Origin of the sequence: Leucobacter rhizosphaerae (assembly GCF_022919175.1) — a bacterium.
GTDB lineage: Bacteria > Actinomycetota > Actinomycetes > Actinomycetales > Microbacteriaceae > Leucobacter > Leucobacter rhizosphaerae.
Window position 1 is genome coordinate 824,309 of the sequence record NZ_CP095043.1, and the last position, 24,335, is coordinate 848,643.

Here is a 24,335-nt window from a genome sequence, read left to right on the forward strand (position 1 = left end):
GCGTTAAAACGCGAGCGACTGGGTCGCGCGTCGAACGGCGCTCTTGCGACCGGCATTCAGCGAGTCGATCGGGCGCTCGCCGATCTCGTCGTTGTGCGCGAGCAACCAGGCGACCGACTCGTCGCTCGAGTAGCCCGCGTCCATCAGCGCCAGCAGAGTGCCCCGCAGCGGAGGCAACGGCTGATTGCCCTGGATGAACTCGCGAGGGACCCGGAGGACCCCGTCGATGCGCACCGCGGCCAGCGCGTGCTCCTCGATGAGGCGGTGGATGCGGCCCGGAGCCGCGTCGAGGATCTCGACTAGCTCGGGGATCGTGTAGGTCGCGGTATCGGGTGCAATTCTCTCGGACACACCACCACCTTGCCAGCGCCGGAGCCCATTCGCAATGTGCGCCGCAGCGGCGCGCATCCCTCACCGGCGAGGTTTGTTCCGTAGACTCTCGTCGTGACTTCTGCGCCAACGGACCCTCTGATCGGGCAAACGCTCGATGGACGGTACCTGATCCGGTCGCGCATCGCGCGCGGCGGCATGGCGATGGTCTATCTCGCGAACGACCTGCGGCTCGAGCGACGTGTCGCGGTCAAGGTGATGCACGAGCATCTCGCCGAGGACGAGAACTTCACCCGGCGCTTCGAGCAGGAGGCGCGGAGCGCCGCGCGGCTCGCGCACCCGAACCTCGTCAACGTGTTCGATCAGGGCCACGACGCGGGGCGCACGTACCTGGTCATGGAGTACCTGCCGAGCATCACCCTGCGCGACCTCCTGAAGCAGCAGCAGCGCCTCACGCTCGATCAGTCCCTGGAGATCGGCGAGGCCGTGCTGTCAGGGCTCTCCGCGGCGCACCACGCGGGCATCGTGCACCGCGACCTGAAGCCCGAGAACGTCATGCTCGCCGACGACGGCCGGATCAAACTCGGGGACTTCGGCCTCGCCCGCGCGGTGAGCGCCAACACGACGACCGGCCAGGCGCTGCTCGGCACGATCGCGTACCTCTCCCCCGAGCTCGTCACCCGCGGCGTGGCGGATGCCCGGAGCGACCTCTACGCCTTCGGCATCATGATGTACGAGATGCTCACCGGCGCGCAGCCGTTCACGGGTGAGCAGCCCATGCAGATCGCCTACCAGCACGCCCACTCAGAGGTGCCGGTGCCCTCGCTGGTGAGCAGCGAGGCGACCCCCGAGCTCGACGAGCTCGTGCGCTGGACCACCCAGCGGGAACCCGATCAGCGCCCGCGCGACGCCGGCGAGGCGCTCGAGTACCTGTCGTCGATCCGGCATGGTGCACTGCCCCCGGGTGCGACCCGGGTGCTGCCCGCGCCGCTCCCCGACGGCCCCTCGCTCACGCCGTCGACGACCGTGCTCGACGGCGCGCAGCGTGATCTGCTCGCCGCGGGATCCGAGGGCCCACAGGCGACCGACGATCTTGGCGCCTCCCCCGTCGTGGCGGCGTCCGCCATCGCGGACGCGGCGTCGACGGGACGGCGCCGCGCGACCCGCGGCCGGATCGTGGCCGCGGTCGTCGTGCTGGCCGTGCTGCTCGCGGGTGGCCTCGGGTGGTGGTTCGGGCAGGGCCCGGGATCCCAGGTCGGGGTCCCGCAGGTCGCCGGTCTCGAGATGGACGCCGCGCGCGCGACCCTCGCCTCGCACGACCTCGACGCGACCGTGGTCGAGTGCTCGAGCCTCGACGTCGCCGCGGGCCTCGCCGTCAGCACGGACCCAGCCGCCGGCGAGCGCCTCGACCGGGGCAGCACCGTGGAGCTCTGCCAGTCCACCGGCCCGGAGATGATCGCGGTGCCCACCATCGTGGGGCTCACGCTCGACGAGGCGAAGCGGGTCATCGCGGCTGAGGGCTTCACGTTCGGCTCGGTGCTCGAGGAGCGCTTCTCCGACGTCGAGGCCGAAGCCGTGCTCGCCGCGCTGGGCGCCGACGGCGAGGCGCTCGGCGACGTCTACCCCGAGCAGGGCACGATTGACCTGATCGTCTCGGCCGGCGCGCTGCCGGACGTCACCGGATTGCCCGTCGCCGAGGCGACCGCCGCGCTCGAGGCGCGAGGGCTCGTGGTCGACCCCGCGCTCGGCACCGAGAGCCACCACGCCGACATCCCCGCCGGGAGTGTGATCGCGCTCCTCCCGCAGACGGATCCGGTGCGACCGGGAGACGCCGTCGGACTCGACGTGTCGCTCGGCCCCGAGCTGTTCGAGGTCCCGAGTGTCAGCGGCCTCGGCCTCCAGGAGGCCATGGATGCCCTCACCGCGGCCGGCTTCGCCCCCTCGACGCTCGTGCCGGATCCGCTCCGCGGCTTTGCCGTCGCGACCGGTACGGACCCGGCGGCCGGTGATCGGGTGCCCGCGGGCACCGAGATCCGGGTGAAGAGCACGATCTCCCTGTAACGCGTCGAGCGGCCGGAACCCCTGGGGATCCCGACCGCTCGAGGCGGGGCCTCGCCGCTCGACGCCCGGCGTCAGTGGCGGAGCTGCTTCAGCTCCTCCGCGACCTGGAACGCGAGTTCCAACGACTGCATGTGGTTGAGCCGCGGGTCGCAGAGCGACTCGTAGCGCGTGGCGAGGGTCTCCTCGTCGATGTTCTCGGACCCGCCGAGGCACTCGGTCACGTCGTCGCCCGTGAGCTCCACGTGGATGCCGCCGGGGAAAGTGCCGACCTCGCGGTGCGCCTCGAAGAAGCCGCGCAGCTCGTCCATCACGTCGTCGAAGCGGCGGGTCTTGTAGCCGTTCTCGGTCGTGATGCCGTTGCCGTGCATCGGGTCGGTGACCCACAGCGGCTGGGCACCGGCGTCGCGGACTCCCGCGAGCAGGCCCGGCAGCACATCGCGGATCTTGCCCGCGCCCATCCGGGTGATGAAGGTCAGGCGTCCCGGCTCCCGCTCGGGGTCCAGTGTGTCGATGAGACGCAGGGCGTCGTCCACCGTTGCGGTGGGCCCGAGCTTCACGCCGATCGGGTTGCGCACCCGGGAGAGGAAGTCGACGTGCGCGCCGTCGAGATCGCGCGTGCGCTCGCCGATCCAGAGCATGTGGCCCGACGTGTCGTACGGCAGCCCGGTGCGCGAGTCGACGCGCGTGAGCGGCCGCTCGTAGTCGAGCAGGAGCGCCTCGTGGCTGACGTAGAACTCGGTCTGCGTGAGTGCAGTGTGGTCGACACCGCACGCCTCCATGAACCGCAGCGCGCGGTCGATCTCCGCCGCCAGCGATTCGTAGCGCTGATTCGCCGGGTTCGCGACGAAGCCCTTGTTCCACTCATGCACCTGGCGCAGGTCTGCAAAGCCGCCCTGGGTGAAGGCGCGGATCAGGTTCAGGGTCGAGGCCGCGACGTGGTAGCCCTGGATCAGCCGCTCCGGGTTGACCGCGCGGGATTCGGGGGTGAAGTCGTAGCCGTTCACGAGGTCGCCGCGGTAGGCCGGCAACGTGACGCCGTCGCGGGTCTCCGTGTCGCTCGAGCGCGGCTTGGCGAACTGCCCTGCCATGCGCCCGACCTTGATCACGGGCATCGAGGCGCCGTAGGTCAGCACGACGGCCATCTGCAGCAGGGTCTTCACCCGGTCGCGGATCTTGTCGGCGGTCGCCGCGGCGAACGTCTCGGCGCAGTCGCCGCCCTGCAGCAGGAATGCCTCGCCGCGGGCCGCGGCGGCCAGGCGGGTTCGAAGCTGATCCGCCTCGCCCGCGAAGACGAGCGGGGGCTGGGTGGAGAGCTCGGCTGAGGCGCGCGCGACCGCTGCGGGATCCGGCCAGGTCGGCTGCTGCTTCGCTTCGAGCGCACGATAGGCGTCGAGCCCCTCGAGCGCGCGACGGGCATCGATTCCGTGGGTCTGGCTCACCTTGGCCACCTGGGTCCTTTGTTCACTCGGATGGGGTTGCACTGCGATCGCAGCGGCAACCCCTCCAGCCTAGCGAAGGGAAGCTACGCCGTCGCCCGATTCCGAACGCTGGAAGCGTACACGTCGACGTACTCCTGGCCGCTGAGCTTCTGGATCTCCAGCATGATCTCGTCCGTCACGCTCCGGAGCACGAAGCGATCCGCGCTCATGCCCGCGAAACGGCTGAAGTCGAGCGGCTGGCCGACGACCGTGCCGATGCGCCGGATCTTGGGGATCTTCGCACCGATCGGCATCGCCTTTTCGGTGTCGATCATGACGATCGGGACCACCGTCGCGCCGGATTCGAGCACCAACCGGGCCACACCCGTGCGACCGCGGTAGAGCCGCGCGTCGGGGCTCCGCGTGCCCTCGGGGTAGATCCCGAGCACCTCGCCCCGGTCCAGCACGCTCAGACCGGTGTTGAGCGATGCCTCCGAGGCCTTGCCGCCAGAGCGGTCGATCGGGAGCTGCCCGACGGCGAGCATGAAGCTCGCGACGAGGCGCCCCTTCAGGCCTTTGCCGGTGAAGTAGTCGCTCTTCGCGAGGAAGTAGACACGGCGGTCGAGCATCGTCGGCATGAAAAACGAGTCGATGACCGACAGGTGATTTCCCACAACAATCACCGGCCCGGAGGTCGGAATGTTCTCGGCACCCTCCACCCAGGGTCGGAAGACGGTTTTGAGGAATGGCCCGATGATCAGGTGCTTAAAAAACCAGTACAACACAGTGGCGATTTCCTCTCGACTTCGACCAGGATAGCCGAGCCGGGAGAACGCATGGCAATACGTATAGGCTGAAAGGACTGCCAGCGGGGTGTCGACACTGCCGCCCCCGGTGACCGATACGAGGTATCAAAGGAGCTGCCATGAATCTGTCAGAAATGCCGATCATGATCCCGCCCGTCCCCGAGGACAACATCACCGACCTGCTCGAGCAGCGCGTCGAGGCCACCCCTGAGCGCGCGCTGTTCGCCGTGCCGCAGGGTGAGGGATGGCGGGACATCACCGCCGCGGACTTCCGCACGCAGGTCGTGGCGCTGGCCAAGGGGTTCGTGGCGGCGGGCGTGCAGCCGGGCGACCGGATCGCGTTCATGTGCAAGACCAGCTACGAGTGGACCCTCGTCGACTTCGCGCTGCACTACGCCGGCGCGATCATGGTGCCGGTGTACGAGACCTCGTCGTCGATCCAGCTGCACTGGATCCTCGAGGACTCGGGCGCGCGGGGCATCCTGACGGAAACGGCCGAGCACGCGGAGCGCTTCGAGGAGATCCGGAGCGAGGTGCCGGCCGTCGAGCTCACCTGGCGACTGGACGAGGGGGCGCTCGAGCAGCTCAGCGCCAGCGGAACCGAGACCGGCGACGACGAGGTCGAGCGCCGCCGCAACCTCGCGGTCGGCAGCGACACGGCGACGCTCATCTACACCTCGGGATCGACGGGCCGCCCGAAGGGCTGCGTGCTCACGCACGCGAACTTCGTCGACCTCTCCCGCAATGCCGGCGCGGCGCTCACCCAGGTCGTGCATCAGCCGGGCTCCTCCACGCTGCTCTTCGTGACCCTCGCGCACGTCTTCGCCCGGTTCATCTCGGTGCTGTCCGTGCACGGCGGCGTCCGGGTCGGACACCAGGCCGACACGAGCCAGCTGCTGCCGGCGCTCGGCTCCTTCAAGCCGACGTTCCTGCTCGCGGTGCCCCGCGTCTTCGAGAAGGTCTACAACTCCGCGGAGCAGAAGACCGAGGCCGAGGGCAAGGGCAATATCTTCCGCGCCGCCGCCAAGGTCGCCGTCGAGCACTCAGAAGCGCTCGACGCCGGCAAGGTTCCGTTCATGCTCGGGCTCAAGTTCAAGCTGTTCGACAAGCTGGTGTACGCGAAGCTGCGCGAGCGCCTCGGGGGTCGAGTGCAGTTCGCCGTCTCCGGCTCGGCGCCGCTCAGCCACTACCTCGGCCACTTCTACCGCAGCCTCGGGGTGAAGATCCTCGAGGGCTACGGACTGACCGAGACCACGGCCCCGGTCTCCGTGAACCTCCCCGACCACTTCAAGATCGGCACGGTCGGCCCGCCGCTTCCCGGCCACACCGTGCGCATCTCCGAGGACGGCGAGGTCGAGGTCAAGGGCATCGATGTGTTCAAGGAGTACTGGAACAACCCCGAGGCGACGCAGGCGGTCTTCACGGAGGACGGCTTCTTCCGCACGGGCGACCTCGGATCCCTCGACAGCGAGGGCTACCTCACGATCACGGGGCGCAAGAAGGAGATCATCGTCACGGCCGGTGGCAAGAACGTCTCCCCCGCCGCGCTCGAGGATCCCATCCGCGCGAACACGATCATCGGGCAGGTCGTGGTGGTCGGTGATCAGAAGCCGTTCATCGCGGCGCTCGTCACGCTCGACTCGGAGATGCTCCCCGCGTGGCTCAACAACCACGGCGAGGACGCGAACATGACGCTCGAGGAGGCCGCGACGCACCCGAAGGTGCTCGCGGAGGTCCAGAGTGCGATCGACGCGGGCAACGCCCAGGTGTCGCGCGCCGAATCGATCCGCAAGTTCGTGATCCTGCCCACCGAGTTCATCGAGGCGAACGGGCACCTGACGCCGAAGATGAGCATCAAGCGCGACAACATCCTCCGTGACTTCTCGCGCGAGATCAGTGCGCTCTACGGCGACAACCCGCAGACCGAATCGGTTCGGACTCCGCGCTAGCGCATGTCCAATCCGCAGGTCCCGCAGGTCCCGCAGGTCCCGCAGCAGCAATGGCTCCCCCCGCAGCCGCCCCCGAGGCGCGGTCTGCCGGGGTGGGCCATTGCGCTGATCGCCGTGATCGGGGGCGGCGCCCTGACGGTCCTGGCGTTCGGGTTCGGGGTGCTGATCTGGATCGCCTCGAACGTCCCGGGCCCCTCGAGCCCGACAGTGTCCCCGGTGCCGCCGTCACCGAGCGCGCCGAGCGAGCCCCGTGGGGAGATGGACTACGACGAGGCCCCCGAGATGGGGCGCGACGGTGAAGCTACCGATGGCGACCGGGCCGACGAGTCCGCCTCCGCCCTCGCGACCCGCACTTCCGCGCTCTACGACCAGTACCTCGCGGCCTCCCGCAACGGCACGATCAGCGACCTGGTGCCCGGCGGCGACGCGGTCGACCCGAACTACTTCGCGGACTTCCTGTATCTGCTCGCCGACCTCAAGGGGGCGACCGCGTTCATGGGCAGCGGAGACGCGGCGGCGATCGCCGAGATCGGCGCGGAGGTCGACGAACTCGAGCGCCGCTTCCTCGCGGGTGAGGATCTCGGCTCGTCCGTGAAGATCACGCGCTCCGACGGCAGCGTCTACGAGTCCGACGGGACGTACCGCCTGAAGGACTGAGGCAGCGTCAGAACCAGCGGGACGTGCGGATCTGGCGCATGGCCTCGCCCCGCTGCTCGCGGTCGAGCCGGGAGATGTAGAGCTTGCCGTCGAGGTGGTCGCACTCGTGCTGCAGCGCCTGCGCCAGCAGCCCCTCACCGGAGATCACGACCTCGTTGCCGTCGAGATCGGTGCCCGTGACGGTGGCGCGCGGGTAGCGCAGCACCTCGAACCAGAGGTCCGGCACCGACAGACAGCCCTCGCCCGTGGGCTGCGGCTCCCCCTCGAGCGCGACGATCTCGGGGTTCAGGACGTAGCTGATCCGCCCGTCGATGTTGAGGCTGAAGGCGCGCTGGGTGTGGCCGATCTGCGTCGCCGCGAGGCCGGCACGGCCGTCCATGTCGACCGTCTCGCACAGATCGTCGACGAGTGCGCGCACCCCGTCGTCGACCTCCGTGATGGGGTCGCAGACGGTGCGCAGCACCGGGTCTCCGAAGAGGCGGATGTCTCGGACGGCCATGCGGGCTCCTAGGCGATGATGGTGATGAGGTCGCCGGCTTCGACGGGGCGGGTGCTGGTGAACGCGATGCGTTCGATGGTGCCGGTGGTGGGCGCGGTGATCGCGGCCTCCATCTTCATGGCCTCGATCGTGGCGATGGGTTGTCCGGCCTCGACGGAGTCACCGGCTGCGACCTTCACGGTGACGGTGCCGGAGAAGGGGGCGGCGACGTGGCCGGGGTTCGTGCGGTCCGCCTTCTCCGCGAGCTCCGCGGAGACGGTGACGCTCTCGTCCTTCACGAAGACCTGCCGGAGCTGCCCATTGACGCGCACCATGACGGTGCGAACACCCTTGTCGTCGGCCTCGCCGATCGCTTCGAGTCCGACGTAAAGGCGCACGCCCTTCGCGAGGTCGATGGCGTGCTCGCTGCCCGCGTCGAGCCCGTAGAGGTAGTCGGCGGTGTCGAGCACGGAGAGGTCGCCGTACTGCTCCCTCGCGGCCTCGTAGGCTGCGGTCGGCTGCGGGAACAGGAGCCGGTTCAGCGTCTGTCGCCGCTCCCCGCTCGAGCCGTCGAGGAGCGCCTGATCGGCGTCCGAGACTGGCGCGACGTCGATCTGCACGTTGCGACCCGCGAGGACCTTCGTGCGGAACGGTTCGGGCCAGCCACCCGGGATCTCCCCCAGTTCGCCCGCGAGGAACCCGACGACGGAGTCCGGGATGTCGTACGAGCCCGGGTTCTCCTCGAAGTCCTTCGGGTCGGCGTCGACCGCGGCGAGGTGCAGGGCGAGATCGCCGACCACCTTCGACGACGGGGTGACCTTCGGGATGCGGCCGAGGATGCGGTCCGCAGCCGCGTACATGTCCTCGATCTTCTCGAAGTCGTTCGCGAGGCCGAGCGCGATGGCCTGTTGGCGGAGGTTCGAGAGCTGCCCGCCCGGGATCTCATGCGTGTACACGCGCCCCGTCGGGCTGGGAAGTCCGGACTCGAACGGCCTGTACAGCGACCGGACCGCGTCCCAGTAGGGTTCGAGCGCGTACACGGCGTCCGCGTTCAGTCCCGTGTCCCGCTCCGTGTTCGCGAGCGCGGCGACGAGCGACGACAGCGACGGCTGGCTCGTGGTGCCCGACATCGGTGCCGACGCGACATCCACCGCGTCGACCCCGGCCGCTGACGCTGCAAGGAGCGTCGCGAGCTGCCCACCCGGGGTGTCGTGGGTGTGGAGGTGCACCGGCAGATCGAAGCGCTCCCGCAGGGCGGTCACGAGCTTCGCGGCCGCGGCCGGGCGGAGGAGCCCCGCCATGTCCTTGATCGCGAGCACGTGCGCGCCGGCCTCCACGATGCGCTCCGCGAGCTGCAGGTAGTAGTCGAGCGTGTACTTGTCCTCGTCCGGGGAGAGCAGGTTGCCGGTGTACGACATCGCCACCTCGGCGACCGCGGTCCCCGTCTCCCGGACGGCGTCGATCGCGACCCGCATCTGGTTCACGTCATTCAGTGCGTCGAAGATGCGGAACACGTCCACACCCGTCGCCGCGGCCTCCCGCACGAACGCCTGCGCGACCTGCTGCGGGTACGGCGTGTACCCGACCGTGTTCTGGCCCCGCAGTAGCATCTGGATCGGCACGTTCGGGAGTGCCTCGCGCAGCCCCGCGAGCCGCTCCCACGGGTCCTCGCCGAGGAACCGGAGCGCGACATCGTAGGTCGCCCCGCCCCACGCCTCCACCGACCACAGCTCGGGCGTCAGGCGCGCCACGTAGGGCGCCACCCGGATCAGATCCTTCGACCGCACCCGGGTCGCGAGCAGCGACTGGTGAGCGTCGCGGAACGTCGTCTCCGTGACCGCGAGCGGCGTCTGCGCACGCAACGCCGCCGCGTACCGCTCCGGTCCGAGCTCCAGCAACCGCTGCCGATACCCCGCCGGAGCGGCCGCCGACAGATCGACCTCGGGCAGCTTCAGCGCAGGATCGATGTCCCCCGGCCGCTGCCCGTGCGGCTGGTTCACCGTCACGTTCGCGACGTGCTGCAGCAGCCGCGTCGCACGATCCTTCGGCTTGTTCATCTGCAGCAGCTCCGGCCGCTCCTCGATGAACGACGTCGACACGTCACCCGCCTGGAAATCGGAATCCGCGAGCACCGCCTGCAGGAACGGGATGTTCGTCGCGACACCGCGGATTCGGAACTCCGCCAGCGCGCGCCTGGCACGCGTCACCGCGGCCTCGAAATCCCGGCCGCGGCACGTCAGCTTCGCGAGCATCGAGTCGAAGTGCGGGCTGATCTGCGCGCCCGCGTTGATCGTGCCGCCATCCAGACGCACCCCGCCGCCGCCCGGCGACCGGTACGCCGTGATCCGACCGAGATCCGGACGGAACCCGTTCGCGGGATCCTCCGTCGTGATCCGGCACTGCAGCGCCGCACCGCGCAGCACGATCCGGTCCTGCGTCAGCTCCAGCTCCTCGAGGGTCTGCCCCGCCGCGATCCGCATCTGCGACTGCACCAGATCCACATCCGTGACCTCCTCGGTCACCGTGTGCTCGACCTGGATCCTCGGGTTCATCTCGATGAAGACGTGCTCCCCAGCACGCGCCCCCTCGGTGTCCATCAAAAACTCGACCGTGCCCGCGTTCTCGTACCCGATCGACCGCGCGAACGCGACCGCGTCACGCGTCAACGCGTCGCGCTGCGTCTGCGACAGATTCGGGGCCGGCGCGATCTCCACGACCTTCTGGTGCCGACGCTGCACCGAGCAATCACGCTCGAAGAGGTGCACCGTCGCACCCGTCTTATCCGCCAGGATCTGCACCTCGATGTGCCGAGGCCGAAGCACCGCCTGCTCGATGAACATCGTCGCGTCACCGAACGCCGACTCAGCCTCACGCATCGCCGACTCCAGCGCGTCCCGCAGATCCTCCGCACGCTCGACCCGACGCATCCCCCGGCCGCCACCACCCGCGACCGCCTTCGCGAACACCGGGAACCCGATCTCAGCCGCACCCGCGACCAACGCGTCCAGATCCTTGGACGGCGGCGTCGACCGCAGCACCGGCACCCCGGCCGCGATCGCGTGCTCCTTCGCCGCGACCTTGTTGCCCGCCATCTCCAGCGCAAGCTTCCCCGGCCCGATGAACCGGATCCCCGCCGCCTCCGCCGCAGCCGCGAGCTCCGGGTTCTCCGATAAGAACCCGTACCCCGGGTAGATCGCGTCGGCGCCCGACTCCCGCGCCACCCGCACGATCTCCGAGACATCCAGGTACGCCCGCACCGGATGCCCCACCGACCCGATCAGATACGCCTCATCCGCCTTCAGGCGATGCAGCGAATTCCGATCCTCGTACGGGAACACCGCCACCGTCTCAGCACCGAGCTCATGCGCCGCACGAAACGCGCGGATCGCGATCTCACCACGATTGGCAACCAAAATCTTGCTGAACATCCAGGAACCCCTCTGTATCTGTTGTCACCGGTTGCCCAGACCGTCGAGTCATTCGATTTCAGACTACATGGTAGCGAGCGGAGGCAGCGTCTCGCCAGATTCCGAGCGCCGTTCGCGCACGGCTCGGCAACTCCAGGGTGCTCTCGGCGACGAATCCACTAAACTGATCGGGTGCATGTATTGAGTGTGAGCTCCCTGAAGGGCGGCGTCGGCAAGACGACCGTGACGCTCGGCCTGGCTTCGGCCGCGTTCTCGCGGGGTCTGCGGACCCTCGTGGTGGACTTCGATCCGCAGTCGGACGTGTCCACGGGCCTCGACGTGAACCCCGAGGGGTACGCGAACATCGCGGACGTGCTCGACAGCCCGAAGGAGAAGACCGTCCGCAGCGCGATCGCGCACAGCGGCTGGAACCAGTACCACGAGGGCGGCACGATCGACCTGCTCGTGGGCAGCCCGTCCGCCATCAACTTCGACGGCCCCCACCCGTCCGCGCGCGACATCTGGAAGCTCGAGGAGGCGCTCGCGACCGTGGAGTCCGAGTACGACCTCGTGCTCGTCGACTGCGCGCCGTCCCTGAACGCGCTGACGCGCACCGCCTGGGCCGCGAGCGATCGTGTGCTCGTCGTCGCGGAGCCGAGCCTCTTCGCCGTCGCCGCCACGGACCGCGCCCTGCGCGCGATCGAGGAGATCCGCCGCGGGGTCAGCCCCCGCCTGCAGCCGCTCGGGATCCTCATCAACCGCACCCAGCCGCAGTCGATCGAGCACCAGTTCCGCATCCGCGAGCTCCGCGAGATGTTCGGCCCGCTCGTGCTGAACCCGCAGCTCCCCGAGCGCCCCTCGCTGCAGCAGGCCCAGGGCGCGGCGAAGCCCGTGCACATGTGGCCGGGTGAGGCCTCGCAGGAGATGGCCGGTAACTTCGATCTGGTCCTCGACCGGATTCTCCGCTCCGCCGGCATGGCCGACGCGCCCGCGGCGAAACCCACGGCCCGCGCGACCACCGTCTCGAGCGACGGGGCGTAACGAGCCCACCGCCGTCGCACGCGGTAGCGGGGTGCCCGAAGGCTGGGAGCCTGCCCGAGGGCGGAGACCCCTAGGAGATCTTCCGCGACGAGCGGCGCGCGGCCAGCTCGTCGAGCGACGACTCGGGCGTTTCGCGGTGCTCGTCCATGTCGACGAGCGAGGTCTCGACCTCGCGCAGCACCTTGCCGACGGCGATGCCGAAGACGCCCTGGCCGCGGCTCACCAGGTCGATGACCTCGTCGTTCGAGGTGCAGAGGTAGACACTCGCACCGTCGCTCATCAGCGTCGTCTGCGAGAGATCGTGGACCCCCGCCTCATGAAGCTGTCCGACGGCGGTGCGGATCTGCTGCAGTGAGATGCCCGTGTCGAGCAGGCGCTTCACGAGCTTCAGCACGAGGATGTCGCGGAAACCGTACAGCCGCTGCGAGCCCGATCCCTTGGCCGACTGCACCGTCGGCTCCACGAGCCCCGTCCGCGCCCAGTAGTCGAGCTGGCGGTAGCTGATGCCGGCGGCCCGGGCCGCCGTGGCGCCCTTGAAGCCGCCGTTCTGGTTGGGCCTCGGCAGGCCGTCGTCGAAGAGCAACTCGGGGTCGATCGAGTCCGCGAGCGGGATCTCGGTCAGCCCCGATTCGGGATCTGCCAGTGGAGCCTCCGCGTCACCCGACGGCCGCTGAGTGTGCTCCATGGTGTTCCTTTCCCCAACGACGCACGTGCGCCGAACTCCCCCAACGCTACCCATCCGCCGAGTCGTGTGCAACGACCCCGGGACCGCAATTTCGGCGGGTCGACTTCAAGTTTTACTTGAAGGTTGAAAACATGCCGATCTCAGCGCGATTACTGGCCCGAGAACTGCCGACGCAACACGCCGGAGCGCACCGTGTCGAGGTACCCCGCGAGCTCCAGCGAGTCCTCTGCGCTGAGCGGCGACCCGCTCTTCACTCCGCGGGTGGAAACGGCGTGCGAAATGAGCTCCGCCTCCCGCTCGGCAGCGACGCGGAGCGACCGGAGGTGGCGCGGGGTGATACCCCGCTCCGACAGCCGCAGCAGCGCCGTCAGCTGCGCCACGGCATCGTGCGGGAAGACCTCAGCGGCCGGCAGGAGCCCCGCCGCGATCGCTTCGCCGAGAAAACGGGAGGTGGCACCCGTCGAGCGGCGCAGCTCGTCGCTGCTGAGCACCCGCTTGGGGGCCAGCACACTCGACGCGCTCCGAGGGGTGGCGCCCGGAATGATCGGATCGAGCCCCTGATCGAGGTCGTCGAGCACCTCGGCGATGACCTTGAGCGGCAGGTAGTGATCCCGCTGCAGGGTCAAGATGAGGCGCAGGCGCTCGATGTGCTCCTGCGAGAACTTGCGGTAGCCCGATTTGGTGCGCTCGGGCGTCACGAGGCCCTGCTCCTCGAGGAAGCGGAGCTTCGACGGGGTGAGGTCTGCGAAGTCGTCCTGCAGTCGAGCCAGCACCTGACCGATGCTGAGGAGTCCGGGAGCGAGCCTGCGAGCCCCCGCGGCACCCACGCTAGAGCTCTTCCGCCAGGTCGAATCGGGACGCGAAGAAGGTGAAGCGGAATTTGCCGACCTGCACCTCGTCGCCGTCCGAGAGCCGCAGCTCGCCGTCGATGCGGGATCCGTCGCAGAACGTGCCGTTCAACGAGCCCAGGTCCGCCACCGAGAACTCCGTGCCGTTGCGGCGGAACTCCGCGTGCCGGCGGGAGACGGTGACGTCGTCGAGGAAGATGTCGACCGCGGGGTGACGCCCGGCGACCGTGACGTCCTGATCGAGCAGGAACCGGGCGCCGAGATTCGGGCCGCGGCGGACGACGAGCAGGGCCGCGCCGGAGGGCAGCGCCTCGACCGCCTCGCGCTCATCGATCGTGAGGTCCGTGGCCCGCGCGCGGATCATCGATCCCAGGTCATCGCGGAACTGCTGGGTAGCACGTACCTCAGTGTTGTCTGCGCGACGTGCCTGGTGCTCGGCGTTCACGTCCTCACCCAATTTCTACTCTCGAGGCGTCTGGTCGGACCCGCTGGTCCGGTCCCTCTACGCTATCGCAGGCGACCCTGAGCGCGCACCTCGATCGGAGAAATTCCGACACCTTACGGCGTGGCGCGCATGCTCTCGACCGACCGGCGCTCCTGGGTCTCCAGAAACTCGTACACCTCGTGCGAATCGACCCCCGGGAACGTGCCGGTCGGGAGCGCGGCGAGGAGACTCGTCGGCGTCGCCGCCTCCGGCCACGCGGCGGCCTGCCACTTCTTCGTCAGCTCGCTGGAGGCGCGTCGGCAGCAGCGATCGTCGGGGCAGAAGGACTGCGAACGGTGCGGGGTCTCCCGGCCGCGGAACCACTTCACGTCTTCGAAGCGGACCCCGACGCTCACCGAGTACATCCCCTCCTTCGCCTTCTCGACCCGGGAGGTGCACCAGTAGGTGCCGCCCGCGGCCATATCGGTGTACTGGTACCACGGATTGAAGCGGTCGGGCTGGGCGAAGATCGTGCGCGCGGTCCAGTTGCGGCACACCTGCGCCCCCTCGAGGTTGCCGAGCGCGTCGGACGGGAAGCGGACCCCGTCGTTCTCGTACGCCTTGATGAGGGTGCCCGACTCGTGCGCCTTCATGAAGTGGACCTGCAGCCCGAGCCGCTCCGTCGCCAAGTTCGTGAAGCGGTGCGCGGCCATCTCGTAGGAGACCCCGAACGCGTCGCGGAGATCCTCCATCGAGATCCGGCGCTGCTTCTTCGCCTCCTCCAGCAGCCCGACGGTCGCCGCCTCCGGGAGCAGCACGGCTCCCGCGAGGTAGTTCGCCTCGACCCGTTGCCGCAGGAAGTCGCCGTAGTTGCGGGGCTCCTCGTGCCCGCAGACCACACTCGCGAGCGCACGCAGGATCGGAGCCCGCGCGTCACGGGACGGCAGGTTGCTGCTCAGGTAGATGCGGCCGTTGCGGCGGTCGATGACCGAGCGGGTCGAGTGCGGCACACTCGCGACGTAGTGGAGCTGGAACCCGAGCTTCTCCGCCACCGTGGAGATGAGCTGCTGCGACACGGGGCCGCCCGCGTACCCGGCGCTGTCGAGCAGGTTCGTGGCGGCCGACTCGAGGTCGGCGAAGTAGTTGCCCGCGGTCCGCATCTCGCTGCGCAGCTCGGTGTTCGCGCGCCGCGCCTCCTCCGGCGTCGCGGCCCGCTCGCCGTGCAGACGCTCGACCTCCTGGTGCAGTCCGAGGATCGCGCGGAGCGTCTCGTCGCTCGTCGCCTTCGACACCCGCACGGGCTGGATCCCGAGCGACCGGAACACCGTGCCGCGCTGCGCCCGCTCCACTGCGATCTCGAGCGCCGCGCGTTCGTTCGGCGCCTCGTCGACGAGCAGTTCGTCGACGGTGACACCGAGCGCCCCAGCGAGGGCGCGGAGCAGCGGCAGTCGGGGCTCGCGCTTGCCGTTCTCGATGGCCGAGAGCTGCGAGGGCGCGCGGTCGACCGCGGCCGCGAGCTGCTCGAGCGTCAAGCCCAGCTGGATCCGCTGCTCGCGCACGCGCCGGCCCAGGGTGAGCGCGTCCCCGCCCTCCGCATCCCCCGCGGGGTCCGCGGTGCGCGAGTGCGCGGAAGCGATTCCAGTCTCCAGAGTGGTCATGCCCTCCATGGTGCCAGATCGGGAAACTTCCGACAAGGAGAAGAATCGCGAAACTTCACCCCCGATATGGCGCCCACTCCCCCTGCGGGCCCCCGCAAGATGGAACTACGCCGCAATTCGCGGCTGGTTCGGGATCAGCCGAACGACTCAGGCTCCACCCCTCCAGGCAAAGGACACGCACATGACCATCACGCAGGCGGCTCCGCACCCGACGCAGACCGCCACCCCCGCATCGCACCGCTCGCGCATGGAGGTGCTCGGCCCCGCGCTCGATCGCAGCGCCGAGATCCTCACCCCCGAAGCGCTGCAGTTCCTCACCGACCTGCACGACCGCTTCGCGAGCACCCGCCACGAGCGTCTCGCCGACCGGCAGCGTCGCCGCTACGAGATCGGCAACGGCCGCGATCCGAAGTTCCGCGACGACACCCGTCACCTGCGCGAGGACACGACCTGGCAGGTCGCCGGCGCGGGGCCCGGTCTCGAGGACCGACGCGTGGAGATCACCGGACCGACCGATCCGAAGATGACGATCAACGCGATGAACTCCGGGGCCCGCGTGTGGCTCGCCGACCAGGAGGACGCGACGAGCCCGACGTGGCGCAACGTCATCGGCGGCCAGCTCTCGCTCTTCGACGCGATCCGCGATCAGCTCAGCTACACCAGCCCCGAGGGCAAGGAGTACCGCGTCACCGCGGAGCGCACCCCCACCATCGTGATGCGCCCTCGCGGCTGGCACCTGGTGGAGAAGCACATCCGCTTCACCGACACCCACGGCCAGGCCGGTGCGGCCTCCGGCAGCCTCGTCGACTTCGGCCTCTACGCGTTCCACAACGCGCGCGAGCTCGTCGCCCGCGGACGCGGCCCCTACTTCTACATCGCGAAGCTCGAGTCGAGCGAAGAGGCGAAGCTCTGGGACGACATCTTCACCTTCACCGAGCGCACGCTGGGCCTCGACCACGGCACGATCCGCGCGACCGTGCTCATCGAGACCCTCCCCGCCGCGTTCGAGATGGAGGAGATCCTCTACGTCATGCGCGACCACATCGCGGGCCTGAACGCCGGTCGCTGGGACTACATCTTCTCGATCATCAAGAACTACCGCGGCCGCGGCGCTCGGTTCGTGCTGCCGGATCGCAGCGAGGTCACGATGACCGTTCCGTTCATGCGGGCGTACACGGAGCTGCTCGTGCAGACCTGCCACAAGCGCGGGGCGCACGCCATCGGCGGCATGAGCGCGTTCATCCCGAACCGCCGCGACCCCGAGGTCACCGCGCGCGCCGAGGAGAAAGTGCGGGCCGACAAGCAGCGTGAGGCCACCGACGGTTTCGACGGCACCTGGGTCGCCCACCCGGATCTGATCCCGGTCGCCCAGGCGGAGTTCGACGCCGTGCTGGGTGCGAACCCGAACCAGGTGTCGCGCCAGCGGGACGACGTCCACGTCACCGCCGCCCAGCTCCTCAACGTGCACATCGGGCGTGAGATCACCGACGCGGGCGTCCGCGACAACGTGTCGATCGGCCTGCGCTACATCGAGGCGTGGCTGCGCGGCCTCGGCGCCGTCGCCATCGACAACCTCATGGAGGACGCCGCGACGGCCGAGATCAGCCGCTCGCAGATCTGGCAGTGGATCCACCAGGATCAGTCGACGGCCGAGGGCACCCGGATCACCCGCGACTGGGTGGCCGAGGTGCTGCGGGAGACGCTCGACTCCTTCGAGCGCTTCGACGGCGATCGCTACGACGACGCGGCGGAGCTCTTCACCGACGTGGCGCTCGGGGACGACTTCCCGACCTTCCTCACGGTGCCCGCCTACAGCCGCTACCTCGTCGACGCGTAGGTCGCGCGGACGCGTGAGGGCCCGGGATCACTGATCCCGGGCCCTCACGCGTCTGTCGATCACCGGTAGAGCGAATCGCTCCGCTCGATCGCGGGCCCGAGTTCGTCGACGACGAGCGTCTCGGTGTCGAGCTGCCCGGTGCGATACGCCGCACGACCGACCATGTGCGCCGCGATGGGCGCGGTGAGCGACTGGAAGACGAATACCGGCACGAGCGCGAGCAGCGTCGGTACGGAACGCTGGTCGAGCGCGATCGCCGCGATCACGAGCAGGAGCCCGAAGATCTGGGGTTTGGTGGCGGCGTGCAGGCGGCTCAGCGCGTCCGGGAACCGCAGCAGGCCGACGCCGGCCGCGACCGAGAGCACGGCTGCGAGGAAGACGCAGACGACGGCGGCGAGATCCAGGATCTGATCAAACATGGCCGGCCTCCGACGTTCGAGTGGGCAAGGAGGCCTGGTCGGAGCGCCGCTTCACGAAGCGCGCGACGACGATCGTCGCGAAGGTGGCCGTCGCAGCGATGACCGTCATGAGCGGGATGCTCGCGGTGTGGCCACGCACCACCATATCCGTCCCGACCGCCAGCATGAGGGTGGTGAGCAGCACATCGGAGGCGATCATGCGGTCGAGGATCGTCGGTCCCCGCACGATGCGCACGATGCACGCGAGTGCGGTCGCGGTGAGCCCGGCGCCCGCCGCGATCAGCAGCGCGATCATCACGGCACTCATCGGACGACCCGCATCTCGTCGCGCGATCCGACGGCCATGACGAGCAGCCGCTCGATGTGGAGTGCATCACGGCGCATCTTCGTGATCTCCTTCTGGGTCGGCGTGTTCAGCACGTGCAGGTAGAGCGTCGACTCGAAGCGGTCGACGTCGGCGATCAGCGATCCCGGAATCAGCGAGTTCGTGAGCGCGACCATCGTCAGGATGAAGTCGGACCGGGTCCGCAGCTTCACCGCGATGATCGAGGTCGGCGGCGGCGGGCCCGGCCGCACCGCCAGCCAGGCGACCTGCCAGGAGGCACGGGCGAGGTGCCAGAAGAAGTACCCCAGGTACCGCAGCGCCCACCACAGGTTGAACCGGCCCGCGAGCTCGACCGGCGGCAGGTAGAACAGGCGCATCACGAAGACTGCGACCACGATGCCGCTCACGGCGGAGAGCAGCGACACCGACTGCCAGAGCATCATCCACAGCACCACCAGCCCGATGAGCAACGGCAGCTCGTGCAGGCGCACGCCCCACTCGGCGCGACGCGTCGCGCGCGGGGGTCCAGCATCGGTCTCGCTCACGGTGCTCCCTCCTCGGGTTCCGTCGTGCCGCTGCCGCCGCCGAGGCCCGTCGTCGAGTCGCCCAGCACGAGCTCGACGAGCGCGGCCGGTTCGGCGAGATCCTGGCCGGCGCGCCAGGAGTAGGCGTACAGCGGACCGGCGAACACCGTGAGCGCCACGCTCACGACGACCATGCCCGCGGTCGCGCCGACCATCAGGCGCGGGATCTCCTTCTGCTCCTGCAGCGGCGGTGCATCGGGGGCGTCGTGCAGCCGCTCGAGCAGCGCCTCCTCGCGCTCGCGCAGGAGCAGCGCCTCGGTGCTCGGGGCCTTCTGCGCCTTCTTGTCGCCGCCCTCGGCGCGGACCCGCGGCCGCCAGAAGGCGAGCACCCAGGCGCGGGCGAGCGCGTAGAGCGTGAGCAGCGACACGAGCGCGCCGATCCCGATCAGCCAGTAGGCACCCGGGGTCGCGAGCTCGGCCGCCACGGTGAAGAGCCCGATTTTGCCGATGAAGCCGGAGAACGGCGGGATCCCGCCGAGGTTGAGCATCGGGATGAAAAAGAGGACGGCGATGACCGGGCCGGTGCGGAGCATGCCGCCGAGCCCGGAGAGCGAGGTCGTGCCGCCCTGTCGTTCGAGCAATCCGACCGCGAGGAAGAGCGTGGTCTGGACGATGATGTGGTGCGTGATGTAGAAGATCGTCGCGGCGAATCCCGCGGCGTTGGCCATCGCGATGCCGAAGATCATGTAGCCGATGTGGCTGATCAGCGTGAACGAGAGCAATCGTTTGATGTCGGATTGCGAGATCGCACCCAGGATCCCGACGAGCAGCGTCAGGCCCGCGATCACCATGAGCAGCGTGTCCACGCTCGAGTCCGGGAAGAGCAACGTCTGACTCCGGATGATCGCGTACACACCGACCTTGGTCAGCAATCCGGCGAACACCGCCGTCACCGGCGCCGGGGCGGTCGGATACGAGTCCGGCAGCCAGAAGGAGAGCGGGAAGACCGCCGCCTTGATCCCGAACGCGATGAGCAGCATGAGGTTCAGAAGGAGCTGCACCTCCGATGGGAGTTCGGCGATCCGCACCGTGAGCTGTGCCATATTCACGGTACCCGTCGCCCCGTAGATCATGGCGATCGCGGCGAGGAAGAGCACGGACGACACGAGCGAGACGACGACGTAGGTGACGCCCGCGCGGATGCGCTGGCTGGTGCCGCCGAGGGTGATGAGCACGTAGCTCGACACGAGCAGGATCTCGAAGCCGACGTAGAGATTGAAGAGGTCGCCGGCGATGAACGCGTTGAACACGCCCGCGCCCAGCACCAGGTAGGTCGGGTAGTAGATCGAGACCGGCGTGTCCTCGTCACCGTCAGCGAGACGCTGGCCGATGGAGAAGAGGAAGACCGCGAGCAGCACGACGGCGGAGACCGTCAGCATAAGTGCGGAGACCCGATCGACGACGAGTGCGATCCCGAACGGCGCGGCCCAGCCGCCGACCTCCATGACGAGGGTGCCCTGCGCGTCCACGATCACCATGAGCGCGGCGCTCAGCACCACGACGCCACTGAGCGCGACGAGCGTGATGCCCTGCTGCAGGCGACGTCGGCCGGGGACCGCGAGGGCGAAGGCGGCGGCCGCGAGCGGCACGAGCACGACGAGGGGAACGAGCACGGTCATCGGCGATCACCCCCGGGGCTGTCCGGAGCGGAGTGCTCGTCAGTTTCGGTGTCAGTGCCGGTGTCGGTGTCGCGGACGTTGTCGGTCGGGACGTCGTTCGCGGCGTCGCCGTTCTCCTCGTCGTCGAACTCCTGGGTCTCGGCCAGATCCTCGTCGGTGACCTCGACCGTGGCGAGCGCCTCGGTGGTCGCGAGCTCGAGATCCGATTCGTCGTCCTGCACGGTGTCGTCGAGATCCTGCGCCAGGCGCCAGGAACGGTAGATCAGGGCGAGGAAGAACGCGCTGACACCGAAGGTGATCACGATCGCGGTCAGGATGAACGCCTGCGGCAGCGGATCGCTCATGTCCTCGGCTGCAGTGTCACCCGACAGGGGGGCGTCGCCGAAGGATCCAGACATCAGGAAGATGAGGAGGTTCGTGGCATTGCCGACGAGCAGGAAGCCGAGCAGGAGTCGGGTCAGCGTGCGGTCGAGCATCAGGTACACCCCGCAGGAGTACATGACGACCATGACCGCGACCAGGACGAGGGGCATCGTCATTGCGACCTCACCTCCTCCTCTTCGAATGCCGCGACTTCGCTCTCCTCATGCTCATCGATCTCCGCGCCCAGGCTCCGAAGCACATCGAGGATCAGCCCGAACACCACAAGATACACACCGATGTCGAACAGCGTCGAGGTCACGAGCGGGAGCGTGCCGAAGATCCCGAGGTCGACGTCCACCCACGCGGAGGCGAGGGCCGATTGGCCGAAGAGCATCGGGATGAACGCCATCGAGACCGCGAGGGCCAGCCCGGTGCCGAGGATCCGACCGGCGTCGAGTGGCACCGTCGCGCCGAGCTCGTGCCGTCCGCCCGCGAGATACCGGGCGACGAGCGCGAGGCCCGCGACGAGCCCGCCCGCGAAGCCGCCTCCCGGGGTGTTGTGCCCCGTGAGCAGCAGGTAGATCGAGAGGATGATGAGCGCGTGGAACAGCAGCCGCACGACCACCTCGAGCAGGATCGAGCGGCGCGCAGGATCGAGCGTGCGACCGGCGAGCAGCCAGCCGGTGCGGCGCGCCGGATCGTTGGGGTCGACCACACGCAGGAGCTGCTCGCGCGCCTGCACCTGCGCGGCGCGGCGGCTGAGCTTCGGTCGGGTGTCGACGCGGGTGTTCAGGAACACGAGCGACGCGACACCCGTCGCCGCGGCGAGGATCACCGACAGCTCCCCCATCGTGTCCCACCCACGGATATCGACGAGCATGACGTTCACGACGTTGCTGCCGTGGCCTCCCGCGTACGCGAGCTCGGGCAGCAGCAGCGAAATAGGATCGGCGACCCGGGACCCGAGGGCGATGAGCGCGAACGCGCCGATGACGAGGCCGACCGAGGCGCCGATCACCGCGCGCCCCCAGCGGACCTTGCGGGTCGACTGGCTCCCGAGCCGCTGCGGCAGGCGCCGGATCACGAGCACAAAGGCGATGAGCGTGACCGTCTCGACGAGCGCCTGTGTCAGCGCCAGATCGGGAGCGCCGTGCATGGCGAAGATCGCGGCCATGCCGTACCCCGTCACGCCCACGAGCACGACGGACTGGAAGCGGGTGCGCGCCCGGAGCGAGAAGATCGCCGCGAGGATCATGATGATCGCGATCGGGATCTGCACCGGCGAGCTGATGAGCTCGAACTCCGCAGGCCATGCGCCCGTCGCCACGATCGTGCCGCCGAGCACGGTGACGAGCACGATGAGGATGACGGCCAGGTAGAAGGGCAGCGAGCCGCGCTGCGTGAGCGAGGTGAGACGCACCGCGGCGATGTCGAGCCACTGCGTGATGACCCAGTACGCGTGCGACGCGGAGAACCGCTCGGGCGCGACGGGCAGGACGGTCTGCATGCGCGACAGGATCACCGCGAGGGCAGCGCCGAGCGCGAGCACGAGCACCGAGGCGAGCAGCGCCGGGGTGAACCCGTGCCACAGCGCGAGGTGCTCGGGTTCGAACCCGTCTGCTGCCTCGACGGTGACCTGGAGCAGCGGATCGACCGCAGCTGAGGCGAGGCCGACGACCAGGGTGATCGCGACGAAGACCGCGGGTGCGGTGAGAATCGCCCGCCCGGGCGCATGCACGACGGTGCAGGTGGCGACCTGAGGCTTCTGCGAGAAGGCCCCCCAGAGGAAACGTCCCATGTAGGCGACGGTCAGTATGCTGCCGACGACCGCGACCACAAACGCCACCCAAGCGATCGGGTGCGTCTCGGCGATCTCGAGCATCTCCGTGAACGCCGACTCCTTGGCCACGAACCCGAGGAAGGGCGGAACGCCGGCCATGGAGAGCGCCGCGAGGGTCGTGATCACGGCGAGCACGGGCATCCGACGCCCGAGACCGGAGAGTTTGCGAAGGTCACGCGTGCCCGTCGAGTGATCGATGATGCCGACGGAGAGGAAGAGCGGCGCCTTGGCGAACGCGTGCGCGAAGAGCAGCGCGAATCCCGCGAACGAGGCGCGCGGATCCGCCAGGCCGAAGACCATCACGAGCAGACCGAGCTGGCTCACGGTGCCGTGCGCGACGATGAGCTTGATGTCGAACTGCTTGAGGGCACGGATCCCGCCGTTGAGCATCGTGATCGCGCCGAGGATCACGAGCGTCTCGCGGTACCCGACGACGTCGCCGAATCCCGGGCTGATCCGAGCGATCAAGTAGATGCCCGCCTTCACCATCGCTGCGGCGTGCAGATAGGCACTCACCGGGGTCGGCGCGGCCATCGCACCGGGAAGCCAGAAGTGGAACGGGAAGATGGCAGATTTCGAGAGCGCGCCCGCGAGCACGAGGAACACCGCGGTCGTCCCGAGCGCGCCACCCGGCGGGTTCGCCACGATCTCGGAGAGCAGGGTGGTGCCGGCCGCCTGAGACAGGATCACGAACCCCACGAGCATCGCGAGTCCACCGAGCGTCGTCACCATCAACGCCTGCAGCGCCGCGGCGTTGGCCGTACGGAGCCGCGTGACGTGCCCGATGAGCAGGAAGGAGAAGATCGTCGTCCCCTCCCAGAAGATGAAGAGGAGGTAGACGTCGTCGGCGAGCACCAGGCCGAGCATCGACACCGCGAAGCCCATGAACACCGCGGCGAAGCGGCTGAGGCCAGCCTCCCCCTCGTCGAAGTAACTCGTGCAGTAGACGAGGATCAGCGCACCCGCGCCGGTGACGAGAAGCGCGAAGAGCGCGGAGACCGCGTCGAGGCGGAAGGACAGCGTGATCCCGAGTTGCGGAATCCAGGGCATCGACTCGGTGATACTGCCGCCGGAGAACACCGGGAGTGCAACTGCCAGGATCACCCCGAATGCCGCCAGCATGACGGCCGCGAGGATCAGGAACCCGCGACGACCCTTCCAGCGAACCAGGGTGTGCGTGACCAATGACGTCAGTGCGAGGGCGAGCAGAATACTCGTCATCGCACCCATAGGCGGCCTTCTTTCGTCGGGACGTCGTGTGGTTGTTCTCGAATCAGTTTATCGGAACCTCGGGGCTCGAATCTGCCGCCGCGGCTGCCGACATCGGGACGAAACATGCCCCGTATACAGCGAAAGGGCCCCAACCGAATCGTTCGCCATCACTGGCGATCGCTCCGGTTGGAGCCCTCTCTGAAAAGTTGTCCGGCGGTGTCCTACTCTCCCACAAGGTCCCCCTTGCAGTACCATCGGCGCTGTCAGTCTTAGCTTCCGGGTTCGGAATGTGACCGGGCGTTTCCCTGACGCTATAACCACCGTAACTCTATTGACATGTGCCCGCACACGGGGAACCAGTTTGTTCCGTCCGT

20 protein-coding genes and 1 rRNA gene are annotated in these 24,335 nt (G+C 68.9%); 5 read left to right on the forward strand and 16 right to left on the reverse strand.

Annotation, left to right across the window (positions count from 1 at the left end; translation table 11 throughout):
- Window positions 1–3: 3 nt before the first annotated feature.
- The gene (locus MUN76_RS03840; RefSeq protein ID WP_244687304.1) at window positions 4–351 is read right to left on the reverse strand and encodes an Rv2175c family DNA-binding protein; all 348 of its coding nucleotides are present in this window, start codon (window positions 349–351) and stop codon (window positions 4–6) included.
- Window positions 352–444: 93 nt separating this feature from the next.
- Between MUN76_RS03840 and pknB the strand changes: the two genes are divergently transcribed.
- Window positions 445–2,391 (forward strand): Stk1 family PASTA domain-containing Ser/Thr kinase, encoded by a 1,947-nt coding sequence (gene pknB, locus MUN76_RS03845; RefSeq protein ID WP_244687306.1) that lies wholly within the window; start codon window positions 445–447, stop codon window positions 2,389–2,391.
- Between the two features lie 71 nt (window positions 2,392–2,462).
- Here the strand turns inward: pknB and MUN76_RS03850 are convergent, their stop codons facing one another.
- Both MUN76_RS03850 and MUN76_RS03855 read right to left on the reverse strand, forming a co-directional pair.
- Window positions 2,463–3,830 (reverse strand): class II 3-deoxy-7-phosphoheptulonate synthase, encoded by a 1,368-nt coding sequence (locus MUN76_RS03850; RefSeq protein WP_244687308.1) that lies wholly within the window; start codon window positions 3,828–3,830, stop codon window positions 2,463–2,465.
- Window positions 3,831–3,913: 83 nt separating this feature from the next.
- The gene (locus tag MUN76_RS03855) at window positions 3,914–4,594 is read right to left on the reverse strand and encodes a lysophospholipid acyltransferase family protein (RefSeq protein ID WP_244687309.1); all 681 of its coding nucleotides are present in this window, start codon (window positions 4,592–4,594) and stop codon (window positions 3,914–3,916) included.
- 140 nt (window positions 4,595–4,734) lie between these two features.
- Here MUN76_RS03855 and MUN76_RS03860 point away from each other — a divergent pair, with 140 nt between their 5' ends.
- Together MUN76_RS03860 and MUN76_RS03865 are read left to right on the forward strand one after the other, a co-directional pair.
- Window positions 4,735–6,564, forward strand: a complete 1,830-nt coding sequence (locus tag MUN76_RS03860; RefSeq protein ID WP_244687311.1) for an AMP-dependent synthetase/ligase — start codon at window positions 4,735–4,737, stop codon at window positions 6,562–6,564.
- 3 nt (window positions 6,565–6,567) lie between these two features.
- The gene (locus MUN76_RS03865; RefSeq protein WP_244687313.1) at window positions 6,568–7,221 is read left to right on the forward strand and encodes a hypothetical protein; all 654 of its coding nucleotides are present in this window, start codon (window positions 6,568–6,570) and stop codon (window positions 7,219–7,221) included.
- A 7-nt stretch (window positions 7,222–7,228) separates the two neighbouring features.
- Here the strand turns inward: MUN76_RS03865 and def are convergent, their stop codons facing one another.
- Window positions 7,229–7,720, reverse strand: a complete 492-nt coding sequence (def, locus tag MUN76_RS03870; RefSeq protein WP_244687315.1) for a peptide deformylase — start codon at window positions 7,718–7,720, stop codon at window positions 7,229–7,231.
- Window positions 7,721–7,728: 8 nt separating this feature from the next.
- Window positions 7,729–11,127: a pyruvate carboxylase gene (locus MUN76_RS03875; protein WP_244687317.1), complete on the reverse strand. Its 3,399-nt coding sequence runs from the start codon at window positions 11,125–11,127 to the stop codon at window positions 7,729–7,731.
- Between the two features lie 171 nt (window positions 11,128–11,298).
- On the opposite strand from MUN76_RS03875, the gene MUN76_RS03880 reads away from it, so the two are divergent.
- Complete coding sequence (locus MUN76_RS03880) at window positions 11,299–12,147, forward strand: ParA family protein (protein ID WP_244687319.1); 849 nt, start codon at window positions 11,299–11,301, stop codon at window positions 12,145–12,147.
- Window positions 12,148–12,217: 70 nt separating this feature from the next.
- On the opposite strand, the gene MUN76_RS03885 is transcribed toward MUN76_RS03880, so the two are convergent.
- From MUN76_RS03885 to MUN76_RS03900, 4 genes are all read right to left on the reverse strand, one after another.
- Window positions 12,218–12,832, reverse strand: a complete 615-nt coding sequence (locus MUN76_RS03885; RefSeq protein WP_244687321.1) for a MerR family transcriptional regulator — start codon at window positions 12,830–12,832, stop codon at window positions 12,218–12,220.
- Window positions 12,833–12,981: 149 nt separating this feature from the next.
- The gene (gene ftsR, locus MUN76_RS03890; protein ID WP_244687323.1) at window positions 12,982–13,659 is read right to left on the reverse strand and encodes a transcriptional regulator FtsR; all 678 of its coding nucleotides are present in this window, start codon (window positions 13,657–13,659) and stop codon (window positions 12,982–12,984) included.
- Between the two features lies 1 nt (window position 13,660).
- Window positions 13,661–14,125 (reverse strand): FHA domain-containing protein, encoded by a 465-nt coding sequence (locus MUN76_RS03895; RefSeq protein WP_244687325.1) that lies wholly within the window; start codon window positions 14,123–14,125, stop codon window positions 13,661–13,663.
- Between the two features lie 113 nt (window positions 14,126–14,238).
- Window positions 14,239–15,771 carry a helix-turn-helix domain-containing protein gene (locus MUN76_RS03900; RefSeq protein WP_429953128.1) on the reverse strand — a complete coding sequence of 511 codons (1,533 nt, stop codon included), beginning with the start codon at window positions 15,769–15,771 and terminating at the stop codon, window positions 14,239–14,241.
- Between the two features lie 172 nt (window positions 15,772–15,943).
- Here MUN76_RS03900 and aceB point away from each other — a divergent pair, with 172 nt between their 5' ends.
- A complete protein-coding gene (gene aceB, locus MUN76_RS03905) occupies window positions 15,944–17,599 on the forward strand; it encodes a malate synthase A (protein ID WP_244687329.1) in 1,656 nt (551 codons plus the stop codon).
- Window positions 17,600–17,658: 59 nt separating this feature from the next.
- On the opposite strand, the gene mnhG is transcribed toward aceB, so the two are convergent.
- From mnhG to rrf, 7 genes are all read right to left on the reverse strand, one after another.
- Window positions 17,659–18,018, reverse strand: coding sequence for a monovalent cation/H(+) antiporter subunit G (gene mnhG, locus MUN76_RS03910; RefSeq protein WP_244687331.1), 360 nt, complete (start codon window positions 18,016–18,018; stop codon window positions 17,659–17,661).
- Window positions 18,011–18,325 (reverse strand): MrpF/PhaF family protein, encoded by a 315-nt coding sequence (locus MUN76_RS03915; RefSeq protein WP_244687333.1) that lies wholly within the window; start codon window positions 18,323–18,325, stop codon window positions 18,011–18,013. Before MUN76_RS03915 ends, mnhG begins: the two co-directional genes overlap by 8 nt.
- Window positions 18,322–18,888 (reverse strand): Na+/H+ antiporter subunit E, encoded by a 567-nt coding sequence (locus tag MUN76_RS03920; RefSeq protein WP_244687334.1) that lies wholly within the window; start codon window positions 18,886–18,888, stop codon window positions 18,322–18,324. The genes MUN76_RS03915 and MUN76_RS03920 overlap by 4 nt, the downstream gene beginning before the upstream one ends.
- Window positions 18,885–20,546 (reverse strand): Na+/H+ antiporter subunit D, encoded by a 1,662-nt coding sequence (locus MUN76_RS03925; protein WP_244687336.1) that lies wholly within the window; start codon window positions 20,544–20,546, stop codon window positions 18,885–18,887. Before MUN76_RS03925 ends, MUN76_RS03920 begins: the two co-directional genes overlap by 4 nt.
- The gene (locus MUN76_RS03930; RefSeq protein WP_244687338.1) at window positions 20,543–21,085 is read right to left on the reverse strand and encodes a Na(+)/H(+) antiporter subunit C; all 543 of its coding nucleotides are present in this window, start codon (window positions 21,083–21,085) and stop codon (window positions 20,543–20,545) included. Before MUN76_RS03930 ends, MUN76_RS03925 begins: the two co-directional genes overlap by 4 nt.
- Entirely contained in the window at window positions 21,082–23,979 is a 2,898-nt protein-coding gene (locus tag MUN76_RS03935) for a Na+/H+ antiporter subunit A (RefSeq protein ID WP_244687340.1), read from the reverse strand. Before MUN76_RS03935 ends, MUN76_RS03930 begins: the two co-directional genes overlap by 4 nt.
- Before the next feature lie 190 nt (window positions 23,980–24,169).
- Window positions 24,170–24,286, reverse strand: a 5S ribosomal RNA gene (gene rrf, locus MUN76_RS03940).
- Window positions 24,287–24,335 lie beyond the last annotated feature (49 nt).